We start from the raw sequence: 21,392 nt of genomic DNA on the forward strand, positions 1-21,392 counted from the left end.
TCACTTCTTCAGCGTCAGCAGCCAGGCGAGCACGTCGGCCTTCTCGCCGGCGCTGCATTCACGGCCCACCACGTCGTTGCAGTTGCGGCGGAACCATTTCTCGGTCTTGGCGGGGTCGGTGAAGCGGTCCGCGTTGAAGGCGGGGGCGAGGGCGCCGATCGCCTTGCCGGTCGCGGCGTGCTTGCCGGTGTTCGTCGGCGGCGTGCCGTGGCACGAGGAGCAGCTCCATTCGCGGCCGTGGCGGGACGTGAAGAACTGCTCGCCGCGGGCGGCGGCCGGCGCGGTGCCTGCCTGGGCCGCGTAGCCGGCGGCCAGCTCCTTCGGGGTGGCGGCGTGCGCGCCGGCCATGGCGGCCGCGAGCAGCAGCGGGCAGAGGATGGGCGGGATGCGTGTCTTGGTCTTCATCGGCAACTCCTGATGGCACCGATGATTGGGGGGCGCGCTTAGGGTTTTCTTAACGGGGCCGTTCCGCGGCCCGGCCCTGCAGATGATCCTAGGCAAGCCGGTGCCGGCGAACTTGCGCGCCATCAAGCTTGGGGTGCACGGGGAAGGTCCATCATCGATGGCAAGGAGGAAGCCACGATGATCTTCAGGCAATGGCTGGAGCCGGTATCGAGCACGTACACCTATCTCCTTGGTTGCACCGAGACGGGGCAGTGCGTGCTGGTCGACCCGGTGGTCAACGTGATCGACCGCGACCTGCAACAGTTGCACGAGCTGGGGCTGAAGCTCGCTTGCACGCTCGACACGCACATCCACGCCGACCACATCACCGCGGCGCTGGAACTGAAGAAGCGCACGGGCAGCCGCATCGCGGCCCCCGCGTTCGACCGGCTGCCCTGCACCGACCTCGGCATCGAGGAGGGCGTGCCGCTGCAGGTGGGATCGATCCGGCTGCAGGGCCTGCACACGCCGGGCCATACCGACGGCCACTTCGCCTATCTCGCAGGGGAGCGGCTGTTCAGCGGCGACGCGCTGCTGATCGATGGCTGCGGCCGCACCGATTTCCAGAACGGCAATCCGCAAGACCTGTACCGCAGCGTGACGCGCAAGCTGTTCACGCTGCCGGACGAGACGCTGGTGTATCCGGGGCACGACTACGCGGGGCGCCACGTGTCCTCGATCGCGCAGGAGAAGGCGCGCAATCCGCGCCTGGGCGGGGGCAAGACCCTCGAGGAGTTCACCCGCATCATGGCCGCGCTGGAGCTGCCGTACCCGAAGTTCATCGAGCACGCGGTGCCGGGCAACCGCCATTGCGGGGTGTGCCCGTCGGACCTGCCGCAGGAGCTGCAGCGGTATTGCGGGCGCATGGCCGACAGCCCGCAGGGCTGAGGCCGGGGCTACCAGAGCCCCGTCTCGACGCGGATCGCGACTTCGCAGTCGTCGAAGATGCGCAGCTTCACGATCCGCACCCGCACGCCCAGCACGCCGGGCAGCTGCATCAGGCGGTGCGCGAGCTTGCCGATCAGCGTCTCCAGCAGGTTCACGTGCACCGCGGTGCATTCCTCGATGATGATGCGCCGCACCTTGCGGTAATCGAGCACGTGCGTGATGTCGTCGTCGCTGGGCAGCAGCGGCTGCGTGCCGAGGTTCAGCTGGGCGTCGACCAGGATCGGCTGCGGCGCCTCCTTCTCGTGGTCGAGGATGCCGAGGTTGGCGTCGAAGCGCAGGCCTTCGAGCGTGAGGATTTGCGTGCCGGCCTTGCTCATTTCATCAGCGAGAAATCGCGGTCGAACTTCATGAGGTGCTGCCCGCCGTCCACCAGCAGGGTGGTGCCGGTGACCGCGGGGTTCTCCAGCGCGAAGCGCACGGCATGCGCCACGTCCTCCGGCGTGGAGGAGCGGCCGATCGGCGAGAGCTTGTGCAGCTGCTCGAATCGTTCCTGCGACAGCATGTGGCTGGTGAGCGTGAGCCCCGGCGCCACGCCCACCACCCGCAGCTGCGGCGCGAGCGCCTGCGCGAGCAGGGTGGTGGCCGCCTGCAGCGCCGCCTTCGAGAGCGTGTAGCTGAAGAAGTCCGGGTTGAGGTTCCAGAGCTTCTGGTCCAGGAGGTTGACGACCACGCCGGTGCCGGCGCGTTCCCTCGCATGCGCGGCCAGGCGTTGGGCCAGGACGATCGGCGCGGCGGCGTTGGTGGCCAGGTGGGTGGCCAGCGCCGCGTAGCCGAAGCTTTCGGCGCTGTCATGCTGGAACTGCGAGGCGTTGTTCACCACCGCGTCCACGCTGCCGAAGCAGGCCAGCACGCTGGCGAACAGCTCGCGCGTCTGCGTCTCGTTTTCCAGGTCGGCTCGGAAGGCCTCGGCGGGCGCGTGCTGCCGGCACGCCTCCACGGTCTGCAGCGCGCCGTGCTCCGAATCGCGGAAGTGCACCGCGACGCGCCAGCCTTGCGCGGCGAGATCCAGCGCGATGGCGCGGCCCAGCCGGCGGCCCGCGCCGGTCACGAGGACGGTGCGGCCGGCGGTCATTCGTCGAGCGGAGGGCAGTGAACCTGCATCGCGCCCAGTGTAGCGAGTAGGCCGCCGCCCTGGTGCTGCCCGGAATCAGACCGGACCATGCCGCGGCCCCGCCAGGGCGGGCGCGGACCTGCGCGCGCGGGTCTTCCACAGCGACACCAGGACACCGCCGCCGATCAGGAGCGCCGTGACGCCCAGGCTCACGGGTGCGGGGATCTTGCCGACGATGTTCACGAGGAAGATCTTGCCGCCGATGAACACGAGCACGAGGGCGAGGGCGTACTTCAGGTATACGAAGCGGTGGATCATGGCGGCCAGTGCGAAGTACAGGGCCCGCAGCCCGAGGATCGCGAAGATGTTGCTGGTGTAGACGATGAAGGGGTCGTCGGTGATGGCCAGGATGGCGGGAACGGAATCCACGGCGAACACCAGGTCCACGAATTCCACCATGCACAAGGCCAGGAACAGCGGCGTGGCCCAGGCGACCGGCTTGCCGGTCACCGGGTGCGGCTCGCGCACGAAGAAGGCGTTGCCCCGCACCTGTGGCGTGACGCGCAGGACCTTGCGCAACCACTTCAGCAGGAAATTGTTCGCGAGGTCGGGCTCGTGCCCCGCCATCCAGAGCATCTTGACGCCGGTGAGCACCAGGAAGGCGCCGAAGACGTAGAGTACCCAGGAGAACTGGCTGACCAGGGCCGCGCCGAGGCCGATCATGATGGCGCGCAGCACGAGAACGCCCAGGATGCCCCAGAAGAGCACGCGATGCTGGTACTCCCGCGGGATGGCGAAGAACGCGAAGATCATCGCGATCACGAACACGTTGTCCATCGAAAGCGACTTCTCGATCACGTAGCCCGTGAAGTACTCGATGCCGCGCTCCGCGCCCAGCTGCCACCACAGCCAGGCGCCGAACAGCGCGGCGACGCCGATGTAGCCCGTGGAAAGCCACAGGCTTTCCCTGGCGCCGATCTCCCGGTCCTCCGTGTGCAGCACCCCCAGGTCCAGCGCCAGCAGCGTCACGACGACGGCGATGAAGGTGAGCCACAGCCACACCGCCTGGCCGAGGAAGTCGGCCTGCAGGATGGCGCTCATGTCAGCTCCCGCCCATGGACATCAGGAGGAGCGCGAGACCGCCGAGCGCCGCGCCGCCGCCCATCGTGAGCCGCACGTCCCGCTTCTCGTTTCCGAGCCGCAGGCCGAGCAGGGCGGCCACCGCGCACGCGGCACCCAGCAGCAAGGCGACCAGCGCGAAATCCGGTTCCGTCATTTCCCGCTCCCCGTGGACGGCCGCGACGGCAGCGGCAGGAGTTCACGCCGCGGCAGGGGCAGCGCCGGCCGCGTGGGGAACTGGCGTGCCATCCACCGGGTGGCGGCCCTCCACGCCCGTTGCACCGCGCGGCGCAGGGCGGCGCCGAGGCGGCGCTGCCGCTCCTCGACGAGTTCCACGTGGCCGTCGGCCATGTGGACTTCCACCATGCAGTTGCGTGCGGCGTGCTTCTTCTGTGCCTGGATGGAGACGGAGACCACGATGCAGGCGATCCGGTGCGCGACGTCGCGAAACGCCGTCCGCACCGTGGCGGCGAGCTCGCGCACCTGCGCGCCGGAGAGACCCGAAGAGCGGATGTCGACTTTCATGGAGGCCTGCCTTTCTCAGGAGGTTGCGGGCATCGGGAGATGCCACTGGGAACGCGCCAGGGCCAGGACGGCATCCTCGCCGTCGGTGAGGTGGTCGTCGGATTCGGCGATGGAGCGGCAGATGTCCAGCACCTCGCGGCGCAGCCCGGGATCGGTCACGTCGTCGAGGACGCAGCGCACCACCAGGGGATGCAGGCCGCCGGCGTGCTCCCACGCGGGGGTGCCGAACTCGAACAGGTCGCGCGCGAGGTCCTCCAGCAGGAGCTGCATGTCGAGGGGATCGAGGCCCAGGCGCTCGTAGACGCCCGTGCGCAGGAGCGAGTTCATCTCGCGGCGCGAGATGCTGCCGTCGGCGAGCAGGGTCAGGGCGACCACGCGGGCCGCGGCGTGGGGGGAGTTGACGGGGTAGCGGCGCATGCAAGGACTCCTTGGTCGGGATGGCCACACTCTACGAAGCGCGCGGCTTCTTGAATAATCGAAAAAACGCGCCGATCATTCGAAAAAAGGGAACGGTCGCATGAACTACAAGCACCTGCTCTACTTCTGGACGGTGGTCCGCGCGGGCGGCGTCCTGCGCGCCAGCGAGCAGCTGCACCTGTCGCCGCAGACCCTGAGCGGGCAGATCAACCAGCTGGAGGAGCGCCTGGGGCGCCCCCTGCTGCGCAAGGTCGGGCGCGGTGTCGAGCCCACCGAGGCCGGCAGGATGGTGATGCAGTACGCCGACGAGATCTTCACGCTCGGGCGCGAAATGGAGGATGCCTTGCGCGGCGCGCGGGAGGCGCCCCGGGCGCCGCTGCTCAAGGTCGGCTTCGTCGATTCGGTGCCCAAGGCCATCGGCTATCGCCTGCTGGAGCCCGCCTTGCGGCTGGACCCGGCACCGCGTCTCCAGTGCCCGGAAGGCAAGCTCGCCAGCCTGATGGCAGAGCTGGCGCTGCGGCGCGTGGACCTCGTGATTTCGGATGTGCCGCTTCCGGGGCACATCGGCGTGAAGGCCTTCACCCACCTGCTGGGACGCAGCGGGATCGCGTTCTTCGCCTCGGCGAAGCTGCTGCGCTCGCAGGGGCTCACCCTGCGCCAGGCGCGCTCCAGGTTCCCCGGCTGCCTGGCGGGCCTGCCGATGCTGCTGCCCGCGGCCGAATCGGCGCTGCGCCCGCGCGTCGACGCGTGGCTGCGCCGGCACGGCCTGCCTCCCCAGGTCGCCGCGGAGTTCCAGGACACCGCCCTCATGAAGGCCTTCGGCCGCGAAGGCCTGGGGGTGTTCCCGGCCCCGGCCGTCCTCGCCGCGGAGATCGCAAGGCAGTTCCAGGTCCAGCGGCTGGGTTCACCGGACGACCTGATGGAGGAGTTCTACGCCATCTCGGTGGAGCGGAGGATCACCCACCCGGGAGTGGCCGCGATCACGGAGGCGGCGCGCAGCGAACTGTTCGCGGATCGCCACTGAAGCGCGGTGGCCGCCCGCCGCCGCCGCGCTCGCCGACAATGGGGGCGTGAAACAACAACACGGATCGGGCGTGACCGGCGCGCTGTTCAAGCTCGCGGCCGAACAGCTTGCGCGCGCCGGCGGCTGGCTGCCCTTCGACCGCTACATGGCGCTGGCGCTCTATGCGCCCGGGCTGGGCTACTACGCCAACACCTCGCGCAAGTTCGGCGCGCTGCCGGCCTCGGGCAGCGACTTCGTCACCGCGCCGGAGATGAGCCCGCTGTTCGGCCGCACGCTGGCCGTGCAGCTGGCGGAAGCGCTGGAGCAGACCGGCACCGATGAACTCTGGGAGTTCGGCGCCGGCTCCGGCGCGCTCGCCCGCGAGCTGCTGGCCTGCCTGGGCAAGCGCGTGCGGCGCTACACCATCGTGGAGCTGTCCGCCAGCCTGCGCGAGCGGCAACGCGAGGCGTTGCAGCCCTGGCCCGACCGCGTGCAGTGGGCCAGCGAGCTGCCGGAGACGATGCGCGGCGTCGTCGTCGGCAACGAGGTGCTCGATGCGATGCCGGTGAAGCTGCTCGCCCGCAAGGGCGGAACGTGGCATGAACGCGGCGTGCGTCTCGAGGACGGCCGCCTGGCCTGGGAAGACCGCGCCACCGGGCTGCGGCCGCCGGTGGAGCCCGAAGGCACGCAGGACTACCTGACCGAGATCCATCCGCAGGCCGAGGCCTTCGTCCGCACGCTGGCCGAACGGCTGGTGGCCGGCGCGGCCTTCTTCATCGACTACGGATTCCCCGAAGCCGAGTACTACCACCCGCAGCGCCACATGGGCACGCTGATGTGCCACCGCGGCCACATGGCCGATCCCGACCCGCTGGAAACGCCGGGCGAGAAGGACATCACCGCGCACGTCAATTTCACCGGCATCGCGGTGGCGGCGCAGGAGGCCGGCATGCTCACGCTGGGCTACGCCACGCAGGGCCGCTTCCTGCTGAACGCGGGCATCACGAAGCTGCTGGAGCAGGCCTCGCAGAAGGAGCGCATCGCCGCCCAGCCGCTCGTCGCCGAGCACGAGATGGGCGAGCTGTTCAAGGTGATCGGCCTGCATCGCGGCCCGTTCTGGGACGCCGTCGGCTTCCGCCAGGGCGACCGCACCCACACGCTCTGAATGCGGGCAAACTAGGACCAACAATGATTCGCTGGATCATCGTCGTCTTCCTCGCGCTGCTCCTGATCAGCTGGCTCTCCCCGGGGCTGCAGAAGCTCGGCTTCGGCCGGCTGCCCGGCGACCTGCGCTTCAAGGTGTTCGGGCGCGAGGTGTTCATCCCGCTGACGTCCACCATCCTCCTGAGCATGGTGGCGGCCGTCATCGCCAAGTACGTGTGAAGCCATGAAAGCCTGTGTCGACATCGGCGGCACCAAGATCGCGGTCAGCCTCAACACCGGGGCCGGCCTGGACCTGGTCGGCAAGCGCGCCGAACCCACCGCCAAGACGGGCAGCAACGACGCCCTCGCGCAGCAGGTGATCCGCATGGTGGACGACGCGTGCCGCGAGGTCGGCGTCGATCCTTCGCGCGTGCAGCGCGTGGGCGTCTCCTCCGCCGGCCCCTTCGTGCTGAATGGCGGCCTGGTCGAACTGGCCAGCCCCAACATCTGCGGCGGCATCGCCGGGCCGGCGCGCGGACTGCCCAACGACTGGATGACCGCCACGCTGGAGGCTCCGCTGCGCCGCCGCTTCACCGAAGGCGTGCGGGTCGAGAACGATGCCGTCTCCGCGCTGGAAGCAGAACGTCGCTGGGGCGCGCTGCAGGGTTACGAGCACTGCGCGTACGTGACCTGGAGCACCGGCGTGGGCATGGGCCTGTGCGTCGACGGCCGCGTGCTGCGCGGCAAGAACGGCAACGCCGGCCACGGCGGCCACATGTTCGTGAGCGACAACGACGACGCCCTGTGCGGCTGCGGCAACGTGGGCGACCTGGAGGCCCTCGTCGCGGGCAATGCCGTGGCGCGGCGCTTCGGCGCCGACGCGGCCACGCTGATGCAGCGGGCCCGCAGCGGCGACGCCCAGGCCGTCGCCAAGGTCGACGAGCTGTGCCGCATCATGGGCCGGGCGCTGTACAACATCACGGTGATCCTCGACCTGCAGCGCATCAGCCTGGGCGGCAGCGTCTTCCTCCACAACCAGGAAGTCCTGCTGCCGCGGCTGCGCTCGCAGATCGCGGGGAAGCTGCCGGCCCTCACCAACGGCTGCGAGCTGGTGCCGGCCGGCCTGGGCGAACGCGTGGGCGACTACGCGGCGCTGGCGCTGCTGGTCTGAAGCACCCGCGCCACGGCGTGCGTGCGCGCCGCCTGGATGCGCTGCCCGATCTGCTCGCCCAGCAAGCCCTGGTCGCGCGCCTGCGCGGCGACGATCGCCGTATCCACGGCGCGCGCCGCGTTCAGGGCCGACAGCAGCCGCTCGCGCTGCGGATAAGGTTGTTCCTCCATCCCCAGCCGGCCGCGCGCATCGCATTCGCAGGCGAGCAGCACCTGCTCGAAGCGCTGCGGCTTGCGGAAGGCGTCGCAGCGTTCCAGCAGCCGCACGACGGCGGCCGCGCCGTATTCGTGGCTGCGATGGATGTTGCCGTGCTCGCGCGCGACCACGTCGGCCAGCTCGCGGCTTTCGTTGGGCACGCGCAGGCGGTCGCATAGTTCCTTCAGCAGGTCGGCGCTGCGCTGCTCGTGGCCCAGGTGCCTGGGCAGCACCTCGGGCGGCGTGGTGCCCTTGCCGAGGTCGTGCGTGAGGCAGGCGAAGCGCACGGCCAGCGGTGCCTTCACGCGCGCGGCCATGTCCAGCACCATCATGTTGTGCACGCCGGTGTCCACCTCCGGGTGGTAGTCCGCGCGCTGCGGCACGCCCCACAGCCGTTCCACCTCGGGCAGCACGCGCTCCAGCGCCCCGCAGGCGCGCAGGATCTCGAACATGCGCGAGGGGTGGTTCTCCATCAGGCCGCGCGCCAGTTCCTGCCACACGCGCTCGGGCACCAGGTGGTCCGCCTCGCCTTCGGCCACCATGGCGCGCATCAGCTCCAGCGTCTCGGGGGCGAGCGCGAAATCGTGGAAGCGGGCGGCGAAGCGCGCCACCCGCAGGATGCGCACGGGGTCCTCGCGGAAGGCCGCGGTCACGTGCCGCAGCACGCGCGCCTGCAGGTCGCGCTGGCCGCCGAAGGGGTCGATCAGCGAGCCGTCCGGCGCCTGCGCGATGGCGTTGATGGTGAGGTCGCGCCGCGCGAGGTCCTGTTCCAGCGTGACGTTGGGCGCCGCATGGAAGGCGAAGCCGTGGTAGCCGCGCCCGGTCTTGCGCTCCGTGCGCGCGAGCGCGTGCTCCTCGCGCGTGTCGGGGTGCAGGAAGACCGGGAAGTCCTTGCCCACCGGCAGGTAGCCGGCGGCGATCATGTCCTCGGGCGTGGCGCCGACCACCACCCAGTCGGTGTCGTTCACCGGCAGACCGAGCAGGGCATCGCGCACCGCGCCGCCCACGCGGAAGGTTCGCATGGGGGCAGTTTAAGCCCCCCTCGCCTCAGCGGGACTGGCGGTACGGCTCGTCGAAGGGCACGAAATCCTGCTCCTGCAGCGCGTCGGCGATCCAGGCCTTCACCGCGGGCAGGGCATGCACGCGCTCGATGTACGCCTCGACCTCCGCCGGCACCGGCAGGGCGTAGGTGCGGATGCGCGTGCACACCGGCGCGTAGAAGGCGTCGGCGATGCCGAACTCGCCGAACAGCATCGGTCCCTTGTGCTCGGCGAGCAGACCGGTCCACATCTGCACGATGCGCTCGACGTCGCTGCGCACGGCGGCCTGCTCCTGCCAGATCTGCTGGCCGACGTCGGCCAGCGAGGCTTCGATGTTCATGCCGCAATGCGAGCGCAGCGCGCCGAAGCCGGAGTGCATCTCGGCGACCACGCTGCGGGCGCGCGCCCGCGCGCGCTGCTCGCGCGGCCACAGCGCGCGCTCGGGAAACTTCTCGGCCAGGTATTCCGCGATCGCGAGCGAGTCCCACACCGCGAAGCCGTCGTCCACCAGCACCGGCACCCGCCCGGCGGGGTTCACCTTCAGCACCGTTTGCTTGAACTGCGAGTCGCCGTCGAAGGCGTCGAAGCGCACCTTGCGTTCCTCGAAGGGCAGCCCCGCCTGCTTCATCAGCACCCAGGGGCGCATGGACCAGGACGAGTAGTTCTTGTTGCCGATGTAGAGGGTCAGCATCGCGGGCTCCTTGCAGCTATGGGGGCGATGCTAGCCGGACTGCGGCCCGGCATTGATGCCATCGTCGCGGCGGATTGATGCTCAGGCGGCCTGCGGCAGCGGCAGCGGCTCCGGCTCCCGGACGAAGAAGCGCTCCGCCTGCAGCACCGCCCTGGCGATCTCGACGACGGCCGGCGTGCCGCGGCCGGCCTCGCTCTGCACGTAGGAGGCGTAGTAGGCCACCTGCGGGATGGCGGGGCGGGCCGGCAGCAGGCGCAACTCGCCGCTGGCGAGCGGCTCGCGCACCACCGGCATCGGCAGCACGGAGATGGCGTGGCCGGTGCGCACCAGCCGCAGCATCAGCTGCAGCGAGTTCGAGAAGTTCACGCCGTCGAATTCGAAGCCGCCGCTTTGCAGCCACTTCTGCACCAGCGCGTTCAGCGTGGACGGCGGCGGGTTGGTCACGATCGGCAGCGCCGTCGCGTGGGCGGGCGTGAAGTCGCCCTCCGGCACGGGCAGCTCGCGCGCGGCGACCCACTGGAAGTCCACCCAGCCGAGCAGTTCGTCGACCACGTGCGACGCAGCGCCCGCGTTGGTGTGCAGCGCGATGTCGATCTCGCGCTTGCGCAGCTTCTCCTTGAGGACCGTGCCGACGTCGATCGTCAGCTCCACGACCAGCTTGGGGTGGCGGCGCTTCAGGCGACTGAGGATTTCCGGCAGCGCCACCATGGCGGTCGATTCGTCCGAGCCGAGCCGAAGCACCCCTTCCACCGGCGGGCCTTCGCGCCCGAGCCGCTCGAAGTCGTGGGCGGCGGCCAGCAGGCGCTCGGCGTGCGAGACGGCGTTGCGGCCCTCGGGGGTGAGCTGCACCCGCTGGTTGCGGCGCGAGAACAGCTCGACGTGCAAGGCGGCCTCCAGCTCCTTCACGCGCGAGGACACGGCAGGCTGGCTGAAATTCAGGTGGTCCGCGGCCGCGTGGATGCTGCCGAGCTTGGCAGTCCAGTAAAACGCCTCGATTTGCCTCAGGGTTATCCGCAAGATGCAGAAATCTTATCAAGTCGCGTCCAAATAACTCGTTTTCCTTTCAGGCGGTCGGTGGCTACATTGGCCGCCGGATCATCCTCTTCCAGCGCCGCGATGTACGTCCTCAACCCCCTTCCGCCCCGGATCGACCCCGAGCTCCTCGACCTGCTGATCCAGGCCGAGCCCGCCGTCATCGGCCACTTCCGCTACACGGGCTTCATGACCCCGGCGATCCGCGCGCACTTCCAGGACCGCCGCATCGCGGGCACGGCCGTCACCGTGCGCGTGCCCGGCATGGACGGCGCGATGGTCCATTACGCGGTGGGCCAGGCCCGCCCCGGCGACATCCTGGTGATCGACCGCTGCGGCGACGAGGCCATCGCCACCATCGGCGGCGCCGTCGCGTATGCGGCGCGCGCCGCGGGCGTGGCCGGCATCATCGTCGACGGCCTCGTGACCGATCTCGGCGAGCTGCGGGCCTATGGCGTGCCGGTGTGGTCGCGCGGCACCTCCGCGGTGACGGTCAAGACGCTCGGCCTCGGGGGCGAGTTCTGCGTGCCGGTGAGCTGCGGTGGCGTGGGCGTCAGCCCCGGCGACGCCGTGCTGGCCGACGAGAACGGCATCCTGGTGCTGCCCGCCGCGGACATCCGCGAGTCCGCCACCCGGGCGCTGCAGATGATGAAGGACGAGAAGCGCACGCTGGCGCGCATCGACGCCGGCGAGAAGTATCCGGACATCATGGGTTCCACCCAGGTGATCCTGCAAGCCATCGAACAACAGAAGCAGCGCGCCAGGCCTTGAGCGCGCGCCCTTCCTCCCTGACCTGAAACCGCCCTGGAGCAACGAACCATGACCCTAGCCCTCCTGCACCGCAGCCTGCTCGCCATGGCCCTCCTGGCCGCCGGCACCGTGTCCGCCCAGACCTGGCCCAGCGGCCCCATCAAGCTGATCGTCCCCTTCCCGGCGGGCGGCAGCGTGGACATGGTGGCCCGTGCCGTGGGCAAGCACCTCGGCGATGCGCTGCACCAGCCGGTGGTGGTGGACAACCGCGCCGGCGCCTCCGGCAACATCGGCGCCGAGACCGCGGCCAAGTCGCCGGCCGACGGCCAGACCTTCTTCGTCACCAGCTCCGGCGTGCTGGCGGCGAACCAGTTCCTGTACAAGCGCACCGGCTTCGACACGCAGAAGGACTTCGCGCCGGTGATCCAGCTGGTGATCCAGCCGCACATCCTGCTGGTGCATCCGTCGGTGCAGGCCAAGAACCTGCAGGAACTCGTCGCAGTGGCCAAGGCGCAGCCGGGCAAGGTCACGGTGGGCAACGCCGGCGTGGGCACCGGCCAGGACATCGCGGCCCGCCAGTTCTCGTCGATGACGGGCGTCAACGTGCTGCACGTGCCATACAAGGGCGGCGCGCCCGCGCTGAACGACCTGCTGGGCGGCCAGATCCAGGCGATGTTCGAGACCTCGCCGACCGCGCTGCCCTACGCCCGCGACAGCAAGCAGCAGTTGCGCGCGATCGCGATCACCAGCGCCAAGCGCTCGCCGCTGCTGCCCAACGTGCCCACGGTCGCCGAGGCCGGCATTCCGGGCTTCGAATCGGTCACCTGGATCGGCATGGTGGCGCCGGCCGGCACGCCCAAGGCCGTCATCGACCGCGTGAACGCCGAATTGAACAAGGCGCTGAAGGGCGACATGGGCAAGCAGTTCGCCGAGATCGCACTGGATCCGGCCGGCGGCACGCCGCAGGCCATGGCCGATGCCATCCGCAGGGACTCCGCCGAGTACGGCCGCATCCTCAAGGCCGCCGGCGTCGAGCCGCAATAAGCAGCATCGCCCGGCCCCGCACGCGGGCCGGGCTCCTTCCCTCATGCAATACACACGACTCGGCGCCACCGGGCTGGTGGTGTCGCGCCTGTGCCTGGGCACGCTGACCTTCGGCTCGCCCCGCTGGCGCCCGTGGATCCTCGACGAAGCGGGTTCGCGCCCGGTGTTCCGCCGGGCGGTGGACCTCGGGGTCAACTTCTTCGACACCGCCGACACGTATTCGGGCGGCGAATCGGAAGTGGTGACCGGACGCCTGCTGGCCGAGATGTTCCCCGGCGCGCGGCGCGAGGAAGCGGTGGTCGCCACCAAGGTGTTCAACCCCGTGGACCTGGCCTTCGAGGGCGTGGACCACGCCTCCTTCCGCCCCCGCCCCAATGCCGACGGCCTGGGCCGCAAGCGCATCTTCCACGCCGTCGACGCGTCGCTCCAGCGGCTGGGCGTGGACTACATCGACCTGTACCAGGTCCACCGCTTCGATCCGCACACGCCGCTGGAGGAAACGCTGGAAGCGCTGCACGACGTGGTCAAGGCCGGCAAGGTGCGCTACCTGGGGGCGAGCAGCATGTGGGCGTGGCAGTTCGCCAAGGCGCAGCAGGTTGCGAAGGAGCACGGCTTCACGCGCTTTGCGAGCATGCAGAACCACTACAACCTCGTGTACCGCGAGGAGGAGCGGGAGATGATCCCGCTGTGCCGGGACTCCGGCGTGGCGCTGCTGCCGTGGAGCCCGCTGGCGCGCGGCTTCCTTGCCAGCAGCGACGGTCCGGCCACCGCGCGGGCCGAAGCCGACGAGACCACGCGCAGGTTCTACGGCCGTCCGTCCGACCTGCAGGTGCGCGAGCGCCTGCGCACGTTGGCCGCGGCCAAGGGCGTGAGCCCGGCGACGCTGGCCTATGCGTGGCTGCTGCACAAGGGCGTGACCTCGCCGATCGCGGGCGCCAGCAAGGCGTACCAGGTGGAAGAGGCCGTGGCCGCGCTCGACGTGCAGCTCTCACCCGGGGAAGCGCGCGAACTCGAAGCGCCCTACGAAGCCCGCGCCGTCCTCGGCCACAGCTGACACCTTTCCCCTCGTCCCCACCCCGTTCACGCCCGACCCCGGCTCTGACATGATGGCAGCCATGACGCCGCAAGACCTGACCTTCGCCCCCGTCCACCAGCTCGCGCGCGGGCTGCAGCAGCGGCTGCTGTCCCCGATCGAGCTCGTCGAAGCCTTCCTCGAGCGCATCGAGGCGCAGGAGTCCAAGCTGCATGCCTACACCGAGGTGTTCGCGCAGGACGCGCGGCTGGCCGCCGAGGCCGCCGATGCCGCGATGCGCGCCGGCCACGCCGTCGGCCCGCTGCACGGCATCCCCATCGCGCTGAAGGACCTGATCGAGCTGGAAGGCCGCGTGGTCACCGGCGGCTGCGAAGTGTGGAAGGAACGCAAGGCCACGCGCACCGCCACGCTGGCGCGCAAGCTGATCGCACAGGGGATGATCGTCCTGGGCAAGACGCACACGGTGGAATTCGCCATGGGCGGCTGGGGCACCAACAGCCGCCGCGGCACGCCGTGGAATCCGTGGGACCCGGAACGCCCGCGCACGCCCGGGGGCTCCAGCAGCGGCTCCGGCGTGGCCGTGGCCGCGGGGCTGGCGCCCTGGGCGGTCGGCACCGACACGGGAGGGTCCGTGCGGCTGCCGTCCTCCTGGTGCGGCATCACGGGGCTGAAGACCACGATCGGCCGCGTCAGCACCTACGGCGTGCTGCCCCTGAGCCCGACGCTGGACACGCCCGGGCCGATGGCCCGCTGCGTGGAGGACGCGGCGCTGCTCTACGCCGTGATGCAGGGGCCGGACCCGCTGGATCCGCTCACGCGCGGACTGCCTTACACCGACCCGCTGCCCGCGCTCAAGCGCGGCATCCGCGGGCTGCGCCTGGCGCGGATGCCCGACGCGGAGCGCCAGCATGCGTCCGCCGAAGTGCTGGCCGCGTACGACCAGTCGCTCGCCGAGCTGGAGAAGCTCGGCGCCGAGATCGTGCCGGTGCAGTTGCCCTTCCTGTTTGCCGACGTCGCCGCGCACAACCTGCGCATCATGGCCGCCGAGAGCTACACGCTCTATCACGACCTGGTCGACGACGAAGCCGCGCCGCTGGACCCGCACGTGCGGCCGCGCATCGCCGCCGGCCGCAACGTGAGCGCGCGCGAGTACATCGAGGCGCTGCGCATGCGCGACACGATGAAGCAGCAGTTCGCCGCGGCCATGGAAGGCATCGATGCGCTGCTGACGCCGACCACGATGACCACGGCGATCCCGGTCGACGAGGTGGACCAGGGCAAGGCGCCGGCGCACTACACGCGCTTCGGCAACTACCTGGACCTCACCGCGCTGGCGCTGCCGAACGGGCAGGACGCGCGCGGGCTGCCGACCTCGTTGCAGGTCGTGTGCCGTGCGAACGACGAGGCGACGGCGCTGCGCATCGGGTGGGCGCTGCAGCAGGCGACGGATTGGCACCTGCGGCGGCCGCCGCTGGCGGCGTGAGCGCTGGGGTTCCCGCGCTGACGCGGGTCACCCCAGCCTACGAGAACCGCGCAGCCGTCCCGTAGGCTGGCGGTGAGGCCGAAGGCCGAACCCCAGCAATTCCCGCCCGTCCACCCGCCTAAGGCAGGTCGCGGTTCGCCTCCGGCTGCGCCGCATCGCGCGGGCCGATCGTGCCCAGCCGCGCCTTCAGCGACTGCGGCTGGCCGGTGAGCAGCGCGGCATAGGAAGTGGCGTTCGAGACGACCTTCTTGACGTAGTCGCGCGTTTCCTGGAAGGGCACCGTCTCGGCCCAGGCCGCGCCTTCCAGCACGGGGCCGTTGCGCCAGTTGCGCGGACGGCTCGGGCCGGCGTTGTAGGCCGCCGCCGCCATGGGCATGGAGCCGCCGAAGTCGTCCAGCACCAGCTTCAGGTAGCCGGTGCCGATCGCGATGTTGGTATCGCGGTCGTGCAGCTGATCGGCGCTGAAGCCGCGCATGCCCAGCTTGTTGGCCGTCCAGCGGGCCGTGGCGGGCATCACCTGCATCAGGCCCGAGGCCCCGACGCCGGAGCGCGCATCGGTGACGAAGCGGCTTTCCTGCCGGATCAGGCCGTAGACGTAGGCGGGATCGAGGTTGATCTCCTTGCTGCGCTTGACCACCGCCTCGCGGAACGGGGTGGGGTAGCGCTGGTCGACGTCGAATTCGCCCTTGGTGCGCTCGCTGGTGTTGATGCAGCGGTCCCAGACCTCGCGGTCGCAGGCGTATTGCGCCGCGGCCAGCAGCTCGCGGTCGCCCAGGCCGCCCGCCTTGTGCAGGTTGGTGGTGTAGTTCCACTCGCGGGTGCCTTCGGAGCGCAGGCCGATGCCGATCGCGTAGAGCGCGCGGTTCAGGCCGGGGTCGTTGCGGGCGGCCTTCCTCTCCTCGTCCGTGAGGGGCGCCGGCCGGGCCGGCAGCACCACCTTCTGCCCCAGGTCTTCCAGGGCGAGCTGTTCGTAGAAGCCCTTGGGCGAGGCGATGCCTTCCAGCAGCTTCTGCGCCTCGGCGCGGTGGTTCTCGCCCCGGGCGGTGGCCAGCAGGGCGCGGGCGCGCCAGTACGTCCAGGCGGCGTCGGCCTTGCCCGCATCCGACATGGCGTCCACGGCTTCCAGGATGTTCTTCCAGTCGATGCCCTTGGGCGCGCGCAGGGCGGCGCGCACCTTCCACTGCAGCAGTTCGTCGCTCAGGTGGCTGTCGCGCTCGACGCGGGCGTAATAGGCGTTGGCGTTCGGGTCCAGCCGGAAGGCGGCCTGGTGGCCGATCACGCCCCAGACCCAGTCGCGCTCCTCGGGGTTCATCTGCGGGCCCCACTTGCTTTCGAGCTGCGCGGCGGCGTGGTCGATGTCGCCGGTGGCCAGCTTGATGAGGGCCAGCCCCACCAGTTCGCGCCGGGTGCGCGAAATCGCGGTGACCTTGCTCAGGAGGAACTTCGACGGCGCGGCGTTGACCTCCGCCAGCATCTTCTGGACGTCCTTGGTGGTGGCGATCTCCACGGCGTCGGACACGGCCCGCTGGCGGTTGGCCTCCATCGCCTGGCGGGCCTTGCGCCAGGCGTCCGCCTTGGTCAGCTTGCGGCCGCCGTGGCCGGTTTCGATCAGGTGCCCCGCCGCGGTGGTGCAGCCGTCGTCCGCCTCGCGCTGGCCGAGCCAGAGCTTGCGCACCTCCTCGGCCACGGCCGGCGGCGTCCTGTCGCCTTCGCGCAGGGCTTCGGTGAGCAGGGCGTAGCAGCGCACCTCGCGGTCGTCGCGCATGCGGTACTTGGGGAATTCCTGCGCGAACAGGTCCCACTGGCGGCGCTGGCCCAGCAGCAGCAGCCAGTCGTTGCGCAGGCGGTCTTCCTGATAGGTGCCGGCGATGCGGGCCAGCGCCTGCTGGATTTCGGCCGGGCTGGCGGTATCGAGGCGGCTGCGCAGCTCCCAGTAGACCGCCCAGGGCTCCAGCACGTGGCCCTGGGCCTGGGGCAGCAACTGGGCCAATCTGGCCTTGTTGCCCTGGGCAAAGGCCCGCTGCATGTCCAGCAGGACCTCGTCGCGGAGCTGATTCTGGGACTGCGCTTGCACGCAGCCAGCGAGGACCACGGCAAGGGATGCCAGAATCGTTCTCAACTTCATCGGGAAATTATGGACAGGTCGGAACAAAAGAGGGCTCTGCGGCAGCAACTGATCGAGCAACGCCTGAACATGCCGGATCGACTACACCGCGCGGAACTTCTCCAGCGCGTGATGCGGATCTGGCTCGTGGGCCGGCCCGACTCCATCATCGGCGCCTATTGGCCGATCAAGGGCGAATTCGACCCGCTTCCGGCACTGCACCGATGGAAGGAGGACGGCGAACTGCTGGACGAACCGCAAATGCGGCGGATCGGGCTTCCCGTCATGGACAAAGCCACTAGGACCCTGAAATTCCACGCGTGGTTCCCCGGCTGCCCGATGGAAGAAGATGCGTTCGGAATCCCGAAACCCAAGGACACGGAGATCGTGCAGCCCACTTTGCTGTTCGTGCCGTGCGTCGGCTACGGGGTGGGCGGCTACCGGCTGGGCTACGGCGGCGGCTTCTACGACCGCACGCTGGCCCAGCTGCAACCCCGCCCGTTCACCGTGGGCCTGGGCTTCGCCGCCGGCTTCCTGCCGGACCTGGACCCGGAACCCCACGACGTGGCGCTGGACGCCATGCTGAACGAGCTGGGGGTGGTGTGGCCGATTTCTCTGGGAGGCGAGTGAAAAGCGGACCGCCGGACGCAGAGGACGCGAAGGGTACGCAGAGGACGCAAAAGAGACAAAGAGAACTCTAGATGGTTTTCTTTTGCGTCCTCTGCGTACCCTTTGCGCTCTCTGCGTCCGGTAGTCCGGTTTTCAGTCCATCTGATCGATCGTGTCCGGATCCGGCACCTCCCCGATCGTCTGGCGAGTGATGCGGCTCTGGACCATCAGCCATTCGCAGAAGGCCTTGATTTCCGGCCGCTGCGCGCTGCGCGGGCCCACGATCAGCCAATAGGCCATCGGCGACTCCATGCGCATCTTCGGCAAGGGCTCCACCAGGTCGCCATTGGCCAGGCTTTCGGCGACGAGCGGCAGGCGGGCCAGCACCACGCCCTGGCCGGCCAGGGCGGCCTGCACCATCTGGTAGGCATAGTTGAAATAGAGCCAGCGCTGCGGCTGCAGCTTCTGCAGCCCGTGCTCGTCGAACCAGCGGCGCCACGTCAGCCACTCCAGGTGCGAATGGTGCGCGTCGCCGGCCTCGATCAGCGCGAACTGCGCCACGTCCGCGGGTTTGAGCAGCGGCGGGCCGGCCTTGAGCAGCCAGGGGCTGACCACCGGCGTGAGCTGCTCGCCGAACAGGCGGATCGCCTCCGGCGGCATGGCGGTCTTCGGGCCGTAGCGCAGCGCCAGGTCGATGTCGGCCAGTTCCAGGTCCACCTTGCCGTCGCTGGCGTCGATGCGGATGTCCATCCCGGGGTGGTCGCGCTGGAACTGCTCCAGCCGCGGGATCATCCACATCGACGCGAAGGAGGCGAAGGTCGTGATCGAGACCGCACGGCGGCCCGCGCTCTGGCGGATCTGCCGCACGGCGCCGTCGATGCGCGGCAGCGACTGCGACACGGCGATCAGCAGCTGCGTGCCCGCTGTCGTGAGTTCCACGGCCCGCGTGTGGCGCAGGAACAGGCTCACCCCCACCTCCTCCTCCAGCGACTGGATCTGGCGGCTGACGGCGGACTGCGTGAGCGCCATCTCCTCGGCGGCGGCGCGGAAGTTCAGGTGGCGGGCCACGGCCTCGAAGGCGCGCAGGTGGCCGGCGGAGATCGGGCGGGTGCGCAGGTGGGTCTGCGAATGCTGCATGGGGGTGACGGGCGATTGATGCGGGAATCGAATCAAAAGCGTAGCCGGATTTCATTGGACCGCCAAGCGGGCGTGAAAGATCATTCGATTCCGAAATCGCCATCGCTGCCCCCCAGGCGGCGACCACCGGAGCCGACCATGAACGACCGCACCGCCACGCTCTCCGCCACGCCAGCCCACCCGCTGCCGGGCACCTGGAAACTGGCGCGTGGCCGCGCGCTGACCCTGCGGCCGCGCACCGACGGCATCCTGCGCGTCGCGCACGGCCGCCTGTGGGCGACCAAGGACGGCCCGCACGGCGGCACGCCCTTCGACGCCGGCGACCACATGCTCGAAGCCGGCCGCTCGATGTACGTGCGCGCCGGCGAGCGGGTGGTGATCGAGGCCTGGATGCCCGCCGGCGACTCGCATTTCGCCTGGGATCCGGTGTTCGAGACGGCCACCGTGGCGGCGCCCCGGCGGCGCGTCAACTTCTCGGCCGTGCGCCAGCCGCTGGCGGACCTGCGTCATGCCTGCGCGCTGCTGGCGCGCGCGCTGGCCGGCCTGGGCACCGGGCTGGCGCAGGTCGCGTGGCAGGCGTTGCGCGGACGCGGTGCCGGACGCCTGCCGCGGCGCGGCGCGACCGTCTGAGCCCCCGCCGGGCGGCGGCGATGTCTATCATCGCCGCCATGCCCGACGCGCTGTCTCCTGCCGCCCCCTTGCCCCTGCACCTCGTCGTGATGGGGGTCGCCGGCTGCGGCAAGTCGGTGGTCGCCGAGCAATTGTCCGAGCGCCTGGTGCTGCCGCTGCTCGACGGGGACGACTTCCATCCCGCCAGCGACATCGACAAGATGCGTGCCGGCGAGCGCCTCACCGCGCAGGACCGCGGCGCCTGGCTGCAGCGGCTGGCGCAGGAACTGCAGGTGCGCCCGCGCGGCGCGGTGCTGTCCTGCGCGTCCCTGCGCGCGGCCGACCGCGAGCTGCTGCGCGCCGGCGTGTCCCGGCTGCACTTCCTGCACCTGGCGCTCACGCCGCACCAGGCCCTGGAACGCGTGGCCGCGCGCACCGACCACTTCTATCCGCCCAGCCTGGTGGCGGGCGACTTCGAGGCGCTGGAGGACCCGGCGGGCGAACCGCTCGTGCACGTGGCCGACGCGACCCAGCATGTCGACCGCGTCGTCGAGGCCGCGCTGCGCTGGCTGCAGTCGCCGGCGCTCGCATTCACCCCTGCGTGACGCCGCGCGGCCCCTAGAATCCGCGCCATGACCAAGGCATTCGCGAGCCAGGCCGACCTGGCGGACCGCAAGATCACCTTCGAGCAGCTGTCGCCGCACTGCTGGGCGTACACCGCGGAAGGCGACCCGAACTCGGGCGTGATCATCGGCGACAAGTTCATCATGGTCAGCGACGCCACCGCCACCCCGGCGATGGCGCGCGACCTGATCGCGCGCATCCGCGCCGTGAGCGACAAGCCGATCAAGTACGTGCTGCTCACGCACTACCACGCGGTGCGCGTGCTGGGCGCGAGCGCCTATTTCGCCGAGGGCGCCAGCGAGATCATCGCCAGCCAGGGCACCTTCGAGCTGATCGTCGAGCGCGGCAAGGAAGACATGCAGTCCGAGATGGACCGCTTCCCGCGCCTGTTCCGCAACGCCGAGTCGGTGCCGGGCCTGACCTGGCCCACCCTGGTGATCGGCGGCGGCGACCCCACGCGCGGCGAGCCGCCGGGCCGGCTCACCGTGGACCTGGGCGGCGTGAAGGTGCAGATCTGGTCGCCGGGCTGGGGCCACACGCGCGGCGACACGATCGCCTGGATCGAATCGGAGAAGGTGCTGTTTTCCGGCGACCTGGTGGAATACAACGCCGGCGTCTACACCGGCGACGCGCACCTGCAGGAGTGGCCGGCCACGCTGGAGGCGCTGCGCGCACTCGGCGCCGAGGCGCTGGTGCCGGGGCGCGGCGATGCGCTCAAGGGCGCCGAGGGCGTGAACCGCGGCCTCGACTACACGAAGCAATGGGTGGAGACCCTCTACCGCTGCGCGAAGGAAGCGGCCGCCGCCAACATGGACCTGAAGGCCGCGATGGCGCACACGCGCAAGGCGATGGATCCGGTGTTCGGCAAGGTGTTCATCTACGAGCACTGCCTGCCGTTCGACGTGAGCCGGGCGTACGACGAGGCGCGGGGGGTGAAGAATCCGCGGATCTGGACGGCGGAGCGGGACAAGGAGATGTGGGCGTCGCTGCAGGGGTGAGATCGCTGGGCTTCGCGCGCTTCGGGGCTCAGCACCAGCCTACCAATGCATGGCGCGGTCTTCGTAGGCTGGCGCTGAGCCGCGCCAGCGCGCGAAAGCCCAGCGCTGCCTGCCGAGCCACGTAGTCCGCCGACTACACCACCGCCCCCCGCGCACCGACACCTCCCCTGCGCGTGCCTTCCTAAGCTGGACAGCCGGCAAGCATCCATGCCGTGTCCAAGA

The 21,392-nt window shown here is 70.2% G+C and carries 25 protein-coding genes; 13 read left to right on the top strand and 12 right to left on the bottom strand.

Annotated features, from left to right (window positions below; all coding sequences use genetic code 11):
• Positions 1-405 carry a DUF1924 domain-containing protein gene (locus tag WG923_RS15695; RefSeq protein ID WP_340351907.1) on the bottom strand — a complete coding sequence of 135 codons (405 nt, stop codon included), beginning with the start codon at positions 403-405 and terminating at the stop codon, positions 1-3.
• Between the two features lie 177 nt (positions 406-582).
• Between WG923_RS15695 and WG923_RS15700 the strand changes: the two genes are divergently transcribed.
• Complete coding sequence (locus WG923_RS15700; protein WP_340351908.1) at positions 583-1,332, top strand: MBL fold metallo-hydrolase; 750 nt, start codon at positions 583-585, stop codon at positions 1,330-1,332.
• Positions 1,333-1,340: 8 nt separating this feature from the next.
• Here the strand turns inward: WG923_RS15700 and WG923_RS15705 are convergent, their stop codons facing one another.
• From WG923_RS15705 to WG923_RS15730, 6 genes are all read right to left on the bottom strand, one after another.
• Positions 1,341-1,709, bottom strand: a complete 369-nt coding sequence (locus WG923_RS15705) for a dihydroneopterin aldolase (protein WP_340351909.1) — start codon at positions 1,707-1,709, stop codon at positions 1,341-1,343.
• Positions 1,706-2,464, bottom strand: a complete 759-nt coding sequence (locus WG923_RS15710) for an SDR family oxidoreductase (protein WP_340351910.1) — start codon at positions 2,462-2,464, stop codon at positions 1,706-1,708. The genes WG923_RS15705 and WG923_RS15710 overlap by 4 nt, the downstream gene beginning before the upstream one ends.
• A 75-nt stretch (positions 2,465-2,539) precedes the next feature.
• A complete protein-coding gene (locus WG923_RS15715) occupies positions 2,540-3,544 on the bottom strand; it encodes a TerC family protein (protein ID WP_340351911.1) in 1,005 nt (334 codons plus the stop codon).
• A 1-nt stretch (position 3,545) separates the two neighbouring features.
• Complete coding sequence (locus WG923_RS15720) at positions 3,546-3,719, bottom strand: hypothetical protein (RefSeq protein WP_340351912.1); 174 nt, start codon at positions 3,717-3,719, stop codon at positions 3,546-3,548.
• A complete protein-coding gene (locus tag WG923_RS15725; RefSeq protein WP_340351913.1) occupies positions 3,716-4,087 on the bottom strand; it encodes a hypothetical protein in 372 nt (123 codons plus the stop codon). Before WG923_RS15725 ends, WG923_RS15720 begins: the two co-directional genes overlap by 4 nt.
• A 15-nt stretch (positions 4,088-4,102) precedes the next feature.
• Positions 4,103-4,504 carry a hypothetical protein gene (locus WG923_RS15730; protein WP_340351914.1) on the bottom strand — a complete coding sequence of 134 codons (402 nt, stop codon included), beginning with the start codon at positions 4,502-4,504 and terminating at the stop codon, positions 4,103-4,105.
• Between the two features lie 100 nt (positions 4,505-4,604).
• Here WG923_RS15730 and nhaR point away from each other — a divergent pair, with 100 nt between their 5' ends.
• From nhaR to WG923_RS15750, 4 genes are read left to right on the top strand one after another with little or no spacing between them, the layout of a single operon-like run.
• Positions 4,605-5,528 (top strand): transcriptional activator NhaR, encoded by a 924-nt coding sequence (nhaR, locus tag WG923_RS15735; protein ID WP_340351915.1) that lies wholly within the window; start codon positions 4,605-4,607, stop codon positions 5,526-5,528.
• A 46-nt stretch (positions 5,529-5,574) separates the two neighbouring features.
• Positions 5,575-6,672 (top strand): class I SAM-dependent methyltransferase, encoded by a 1,098-nt coding sequence (locus tag WG923_RS15740; protein ID WP_445322936.1) that lies wholly within the window; start codon positions 5,575-5,577, stop codon positions 6,670-6,672.
• A gap of 23 nt (positions 6,673-6,695) precedes the next feature.
• Positions 6,696-6,890 (top strand): DUF2905 domain-containing protein, encoded by a 195-nt coding sequence (locus WG923_RS15745; RefSeq protein ID WP_340351916.1) that lies wholly within the window; start codon positions 6,696-6,698, stop codon positions 6,888-6,890.
• Between the two features lie 4 nt (positions 6,891-6,894).
• A complete protein-coding gene (locus WG923_RS15750) occupies positions 6,895-7,821 on the top strand; it encodes an ROK family protein (protein ID WP_340351917.1) in 927 nt (308 codons plus the stop codon).
• Here WG923_RS15750 and WG923_RS15755 read toward each other — a convergent pair.
• The 3 genes from WG923_RS15755 to WG923_RS15765 all read right to left on the bottom strand — a co-directional run bounded on the left by WG923_RS15755 (position 7,794) and on the right by WG923_RS15765 (position 10,764).
• Positions 7,794-9,038 carry a multifunctional CCA addition/repair protein gene (locus WG923_RS15755; protein WP_340351918.1) on the bottom strand — a complete coding sequence of 415 codons (1,245 nt, stop codon included), beginning with the start codon at positions 9,036-9,038 and terminating at the stop codon, positions 7,794-7,796. The two genes, WG923_RS15750 and WG923_RS15755, sit on opposite strands and share 28 nt — an antisense overlap.
• Positions 9,039-9,063: 25 nt before the next feature.
• Positions 9,064-9,747 carry a glutathione S-transferase family protein gene (locus WG923_RS15760; protein WP_340351919.1) on the bottom strand — a complete coding sequence of 228 codons (684 nt, stop codon included), beginning with the start codon at positions 9,745-9,747 and terminating at the stop codon, positions 9,064-9,066.
• An 81-nt stretch (positions 9,748-9,828) separates the two neighbouring features.
• A complete protein-coding gene (locus WG923_RS15765) occupies positions 9,829-10,764 on the bottom strand; it encodes a LysR family transcriptional regulator (RefSeq protein WP_340351920.1) in 936 nt (311 codons plus the stop codon).
• Positions 10,765-10,863: 99 nt separating this feature from the next.
• Between WG923_RS15765 and WG923_RS15770 the strand changes: the two genes are divergently transcribed.
• From WG923_RS15770 to WG923_RS15785, 4 genes are all read left to right on the top strand, one after another.
• Complete coding sequence (locus WG923_RS15770) at positions 10,864-11,550, top strand: RraA family protein (RefSeq protein WP_340351921.1); 687 nt, start codon at positions 10,864-10,866, stop codon at positions 11,548-11,550.
• 48 nt (positions 11,551-11,598) lie between these two features.
• Positions 11,599-12,573 (top strand): Bug family tripartite tricarboxylate transporter substrate binding protein, encoded by a 975-nt coding sequence (locus tag WG923_RS15775; protein WP_340351922.1) that lies wholly within the window; start codon positions 11,599-11,601, stop codon positions 12,571-12,573.
• A 43-nt stretch (positions 12,574-12,616) separates the two neighbouring features.
• Complete coding sequence (locus tag WG923_RS15780; protein ID WP_340351923.1) at positions 12,617-13,627, top strand: aldo/keto reductase; 1,011 nt, start codon at positions 12,617-12,619, stop codon at positions 13,625-13,627.
• A 61-nt stretch (positions 13,628-13,688) separates the two neighbouring features.
• Positions 13,689-15,089, top strand: a complete 1,401-nt coding sequence (locus WG923_RS15785; protein WP_340351924.1) for an amidase — start codon at positions 13,689-13,691, stop codon at positions 15,087-15,089.
• A 118-nt stretch (positions 15,090-15,207) separates the two neighbouring features.
• Here WG923_RS15785 and WG923_RS15790 read toward each other — a convergent pair whose 3' ends face one another.
• Entirely contained in the window at positions 15,208-17,214 is a 2,007-nt protein-coding gene (locus WG923_RS15790; RefSeq protein ID WP_340351925.1) for a lytic transglycosylase domain-containing protein, read from the bottom strand.
• A gap of 9 nt (positions 17,215-17,223) precedes the next feature.
• Between WG923_RS15790 and WG923_RS15795 the strand changes: the two genes are divergently transcribed.
• Entirely contained in the window at positions 17,224-17,823 is a 600-nt protein-coding gene (locus tag WG923_RS15795) for a 5-formyltetrahydrofolate cyclo-ligase (RefSeq protein ID WP_340351926.1), read from the top strand.
• 132 nt (positions 17,824-17,955) lie between these two features.
• On the opposite strand, the gene WG923_RS15800 is transcribed toward WG923_RS15795, so the two are convergent.
• Positions 17,956-18,939 (bottom strand): LysR substrate-binding domain-containing protein, encoded by a 984-nt coding sequence (locus tag WG923_RS15800; protein ID WP_340351927.1) that lies wholly within the window; start codon positions 18,937-18,939, stop codon positions 17,956-17,958.
• A gap of 138 nt (positions 18,940-19,077) precedes the next feature.
• On the opposite strand from WG923_RS15800, the gene WG923_RS15805 reads away from it, so the two are divergent.
• From WG923_RS15805 to WG923_RS15815, 3 genes are read left to right on the top strand one after another with little or no spacing between them, the layout of a single operon-like run.
• Positions 19,078-19,569 carry a DUF2917 domain-containing protein gene (locus WG923_RS15805; RefSeq protein ID WP_340351928.1) on the top strand — a complete coding sequence of 164 codons (492 nt, stop codon included), beginning with the start codon at positions 19,078-19,080 and terminating at the stop codon, positions 19,567-19,569.
• Between the two features lie 20 nt (positions 19,570-19,589).
• The gene (locus WG923_RS15810) at positions 19,590-20,153 is read left to right on the top strand and encodes a gluconokinase (RefSeq protein ID WP_340351929.1); all 564 of its coding nucleotides are present in this window, start codon (positions 19,590-19,592) and stop codon (positions 20,151-20,153) included.
• 27 nt (positions 20,154-20,180) lie between these two features.
• On the top strand, positions 20,181-21,170 hold the full coding sequence (locus WG923_RS15815; protein ID WP_340351930.1) for an MBL fold metallo-hydrolase: 990 nt from the start codon (positions 20,181-20,183) through the stop codon (positions 21,168-21,170).
• The last annotated feature ends 222 nt before the right edge of the window (positions 21,171-21,392 follow it).

It is taken from the genome of Ramlibacter sp. AN1133, assembly GCF_037890035.1.
Lineage (GTDB): Bacteria > Pseudomonadota > Gammaproteobacteria > Burkholderiales > Burkholderiaceae_C > Ramlibacter.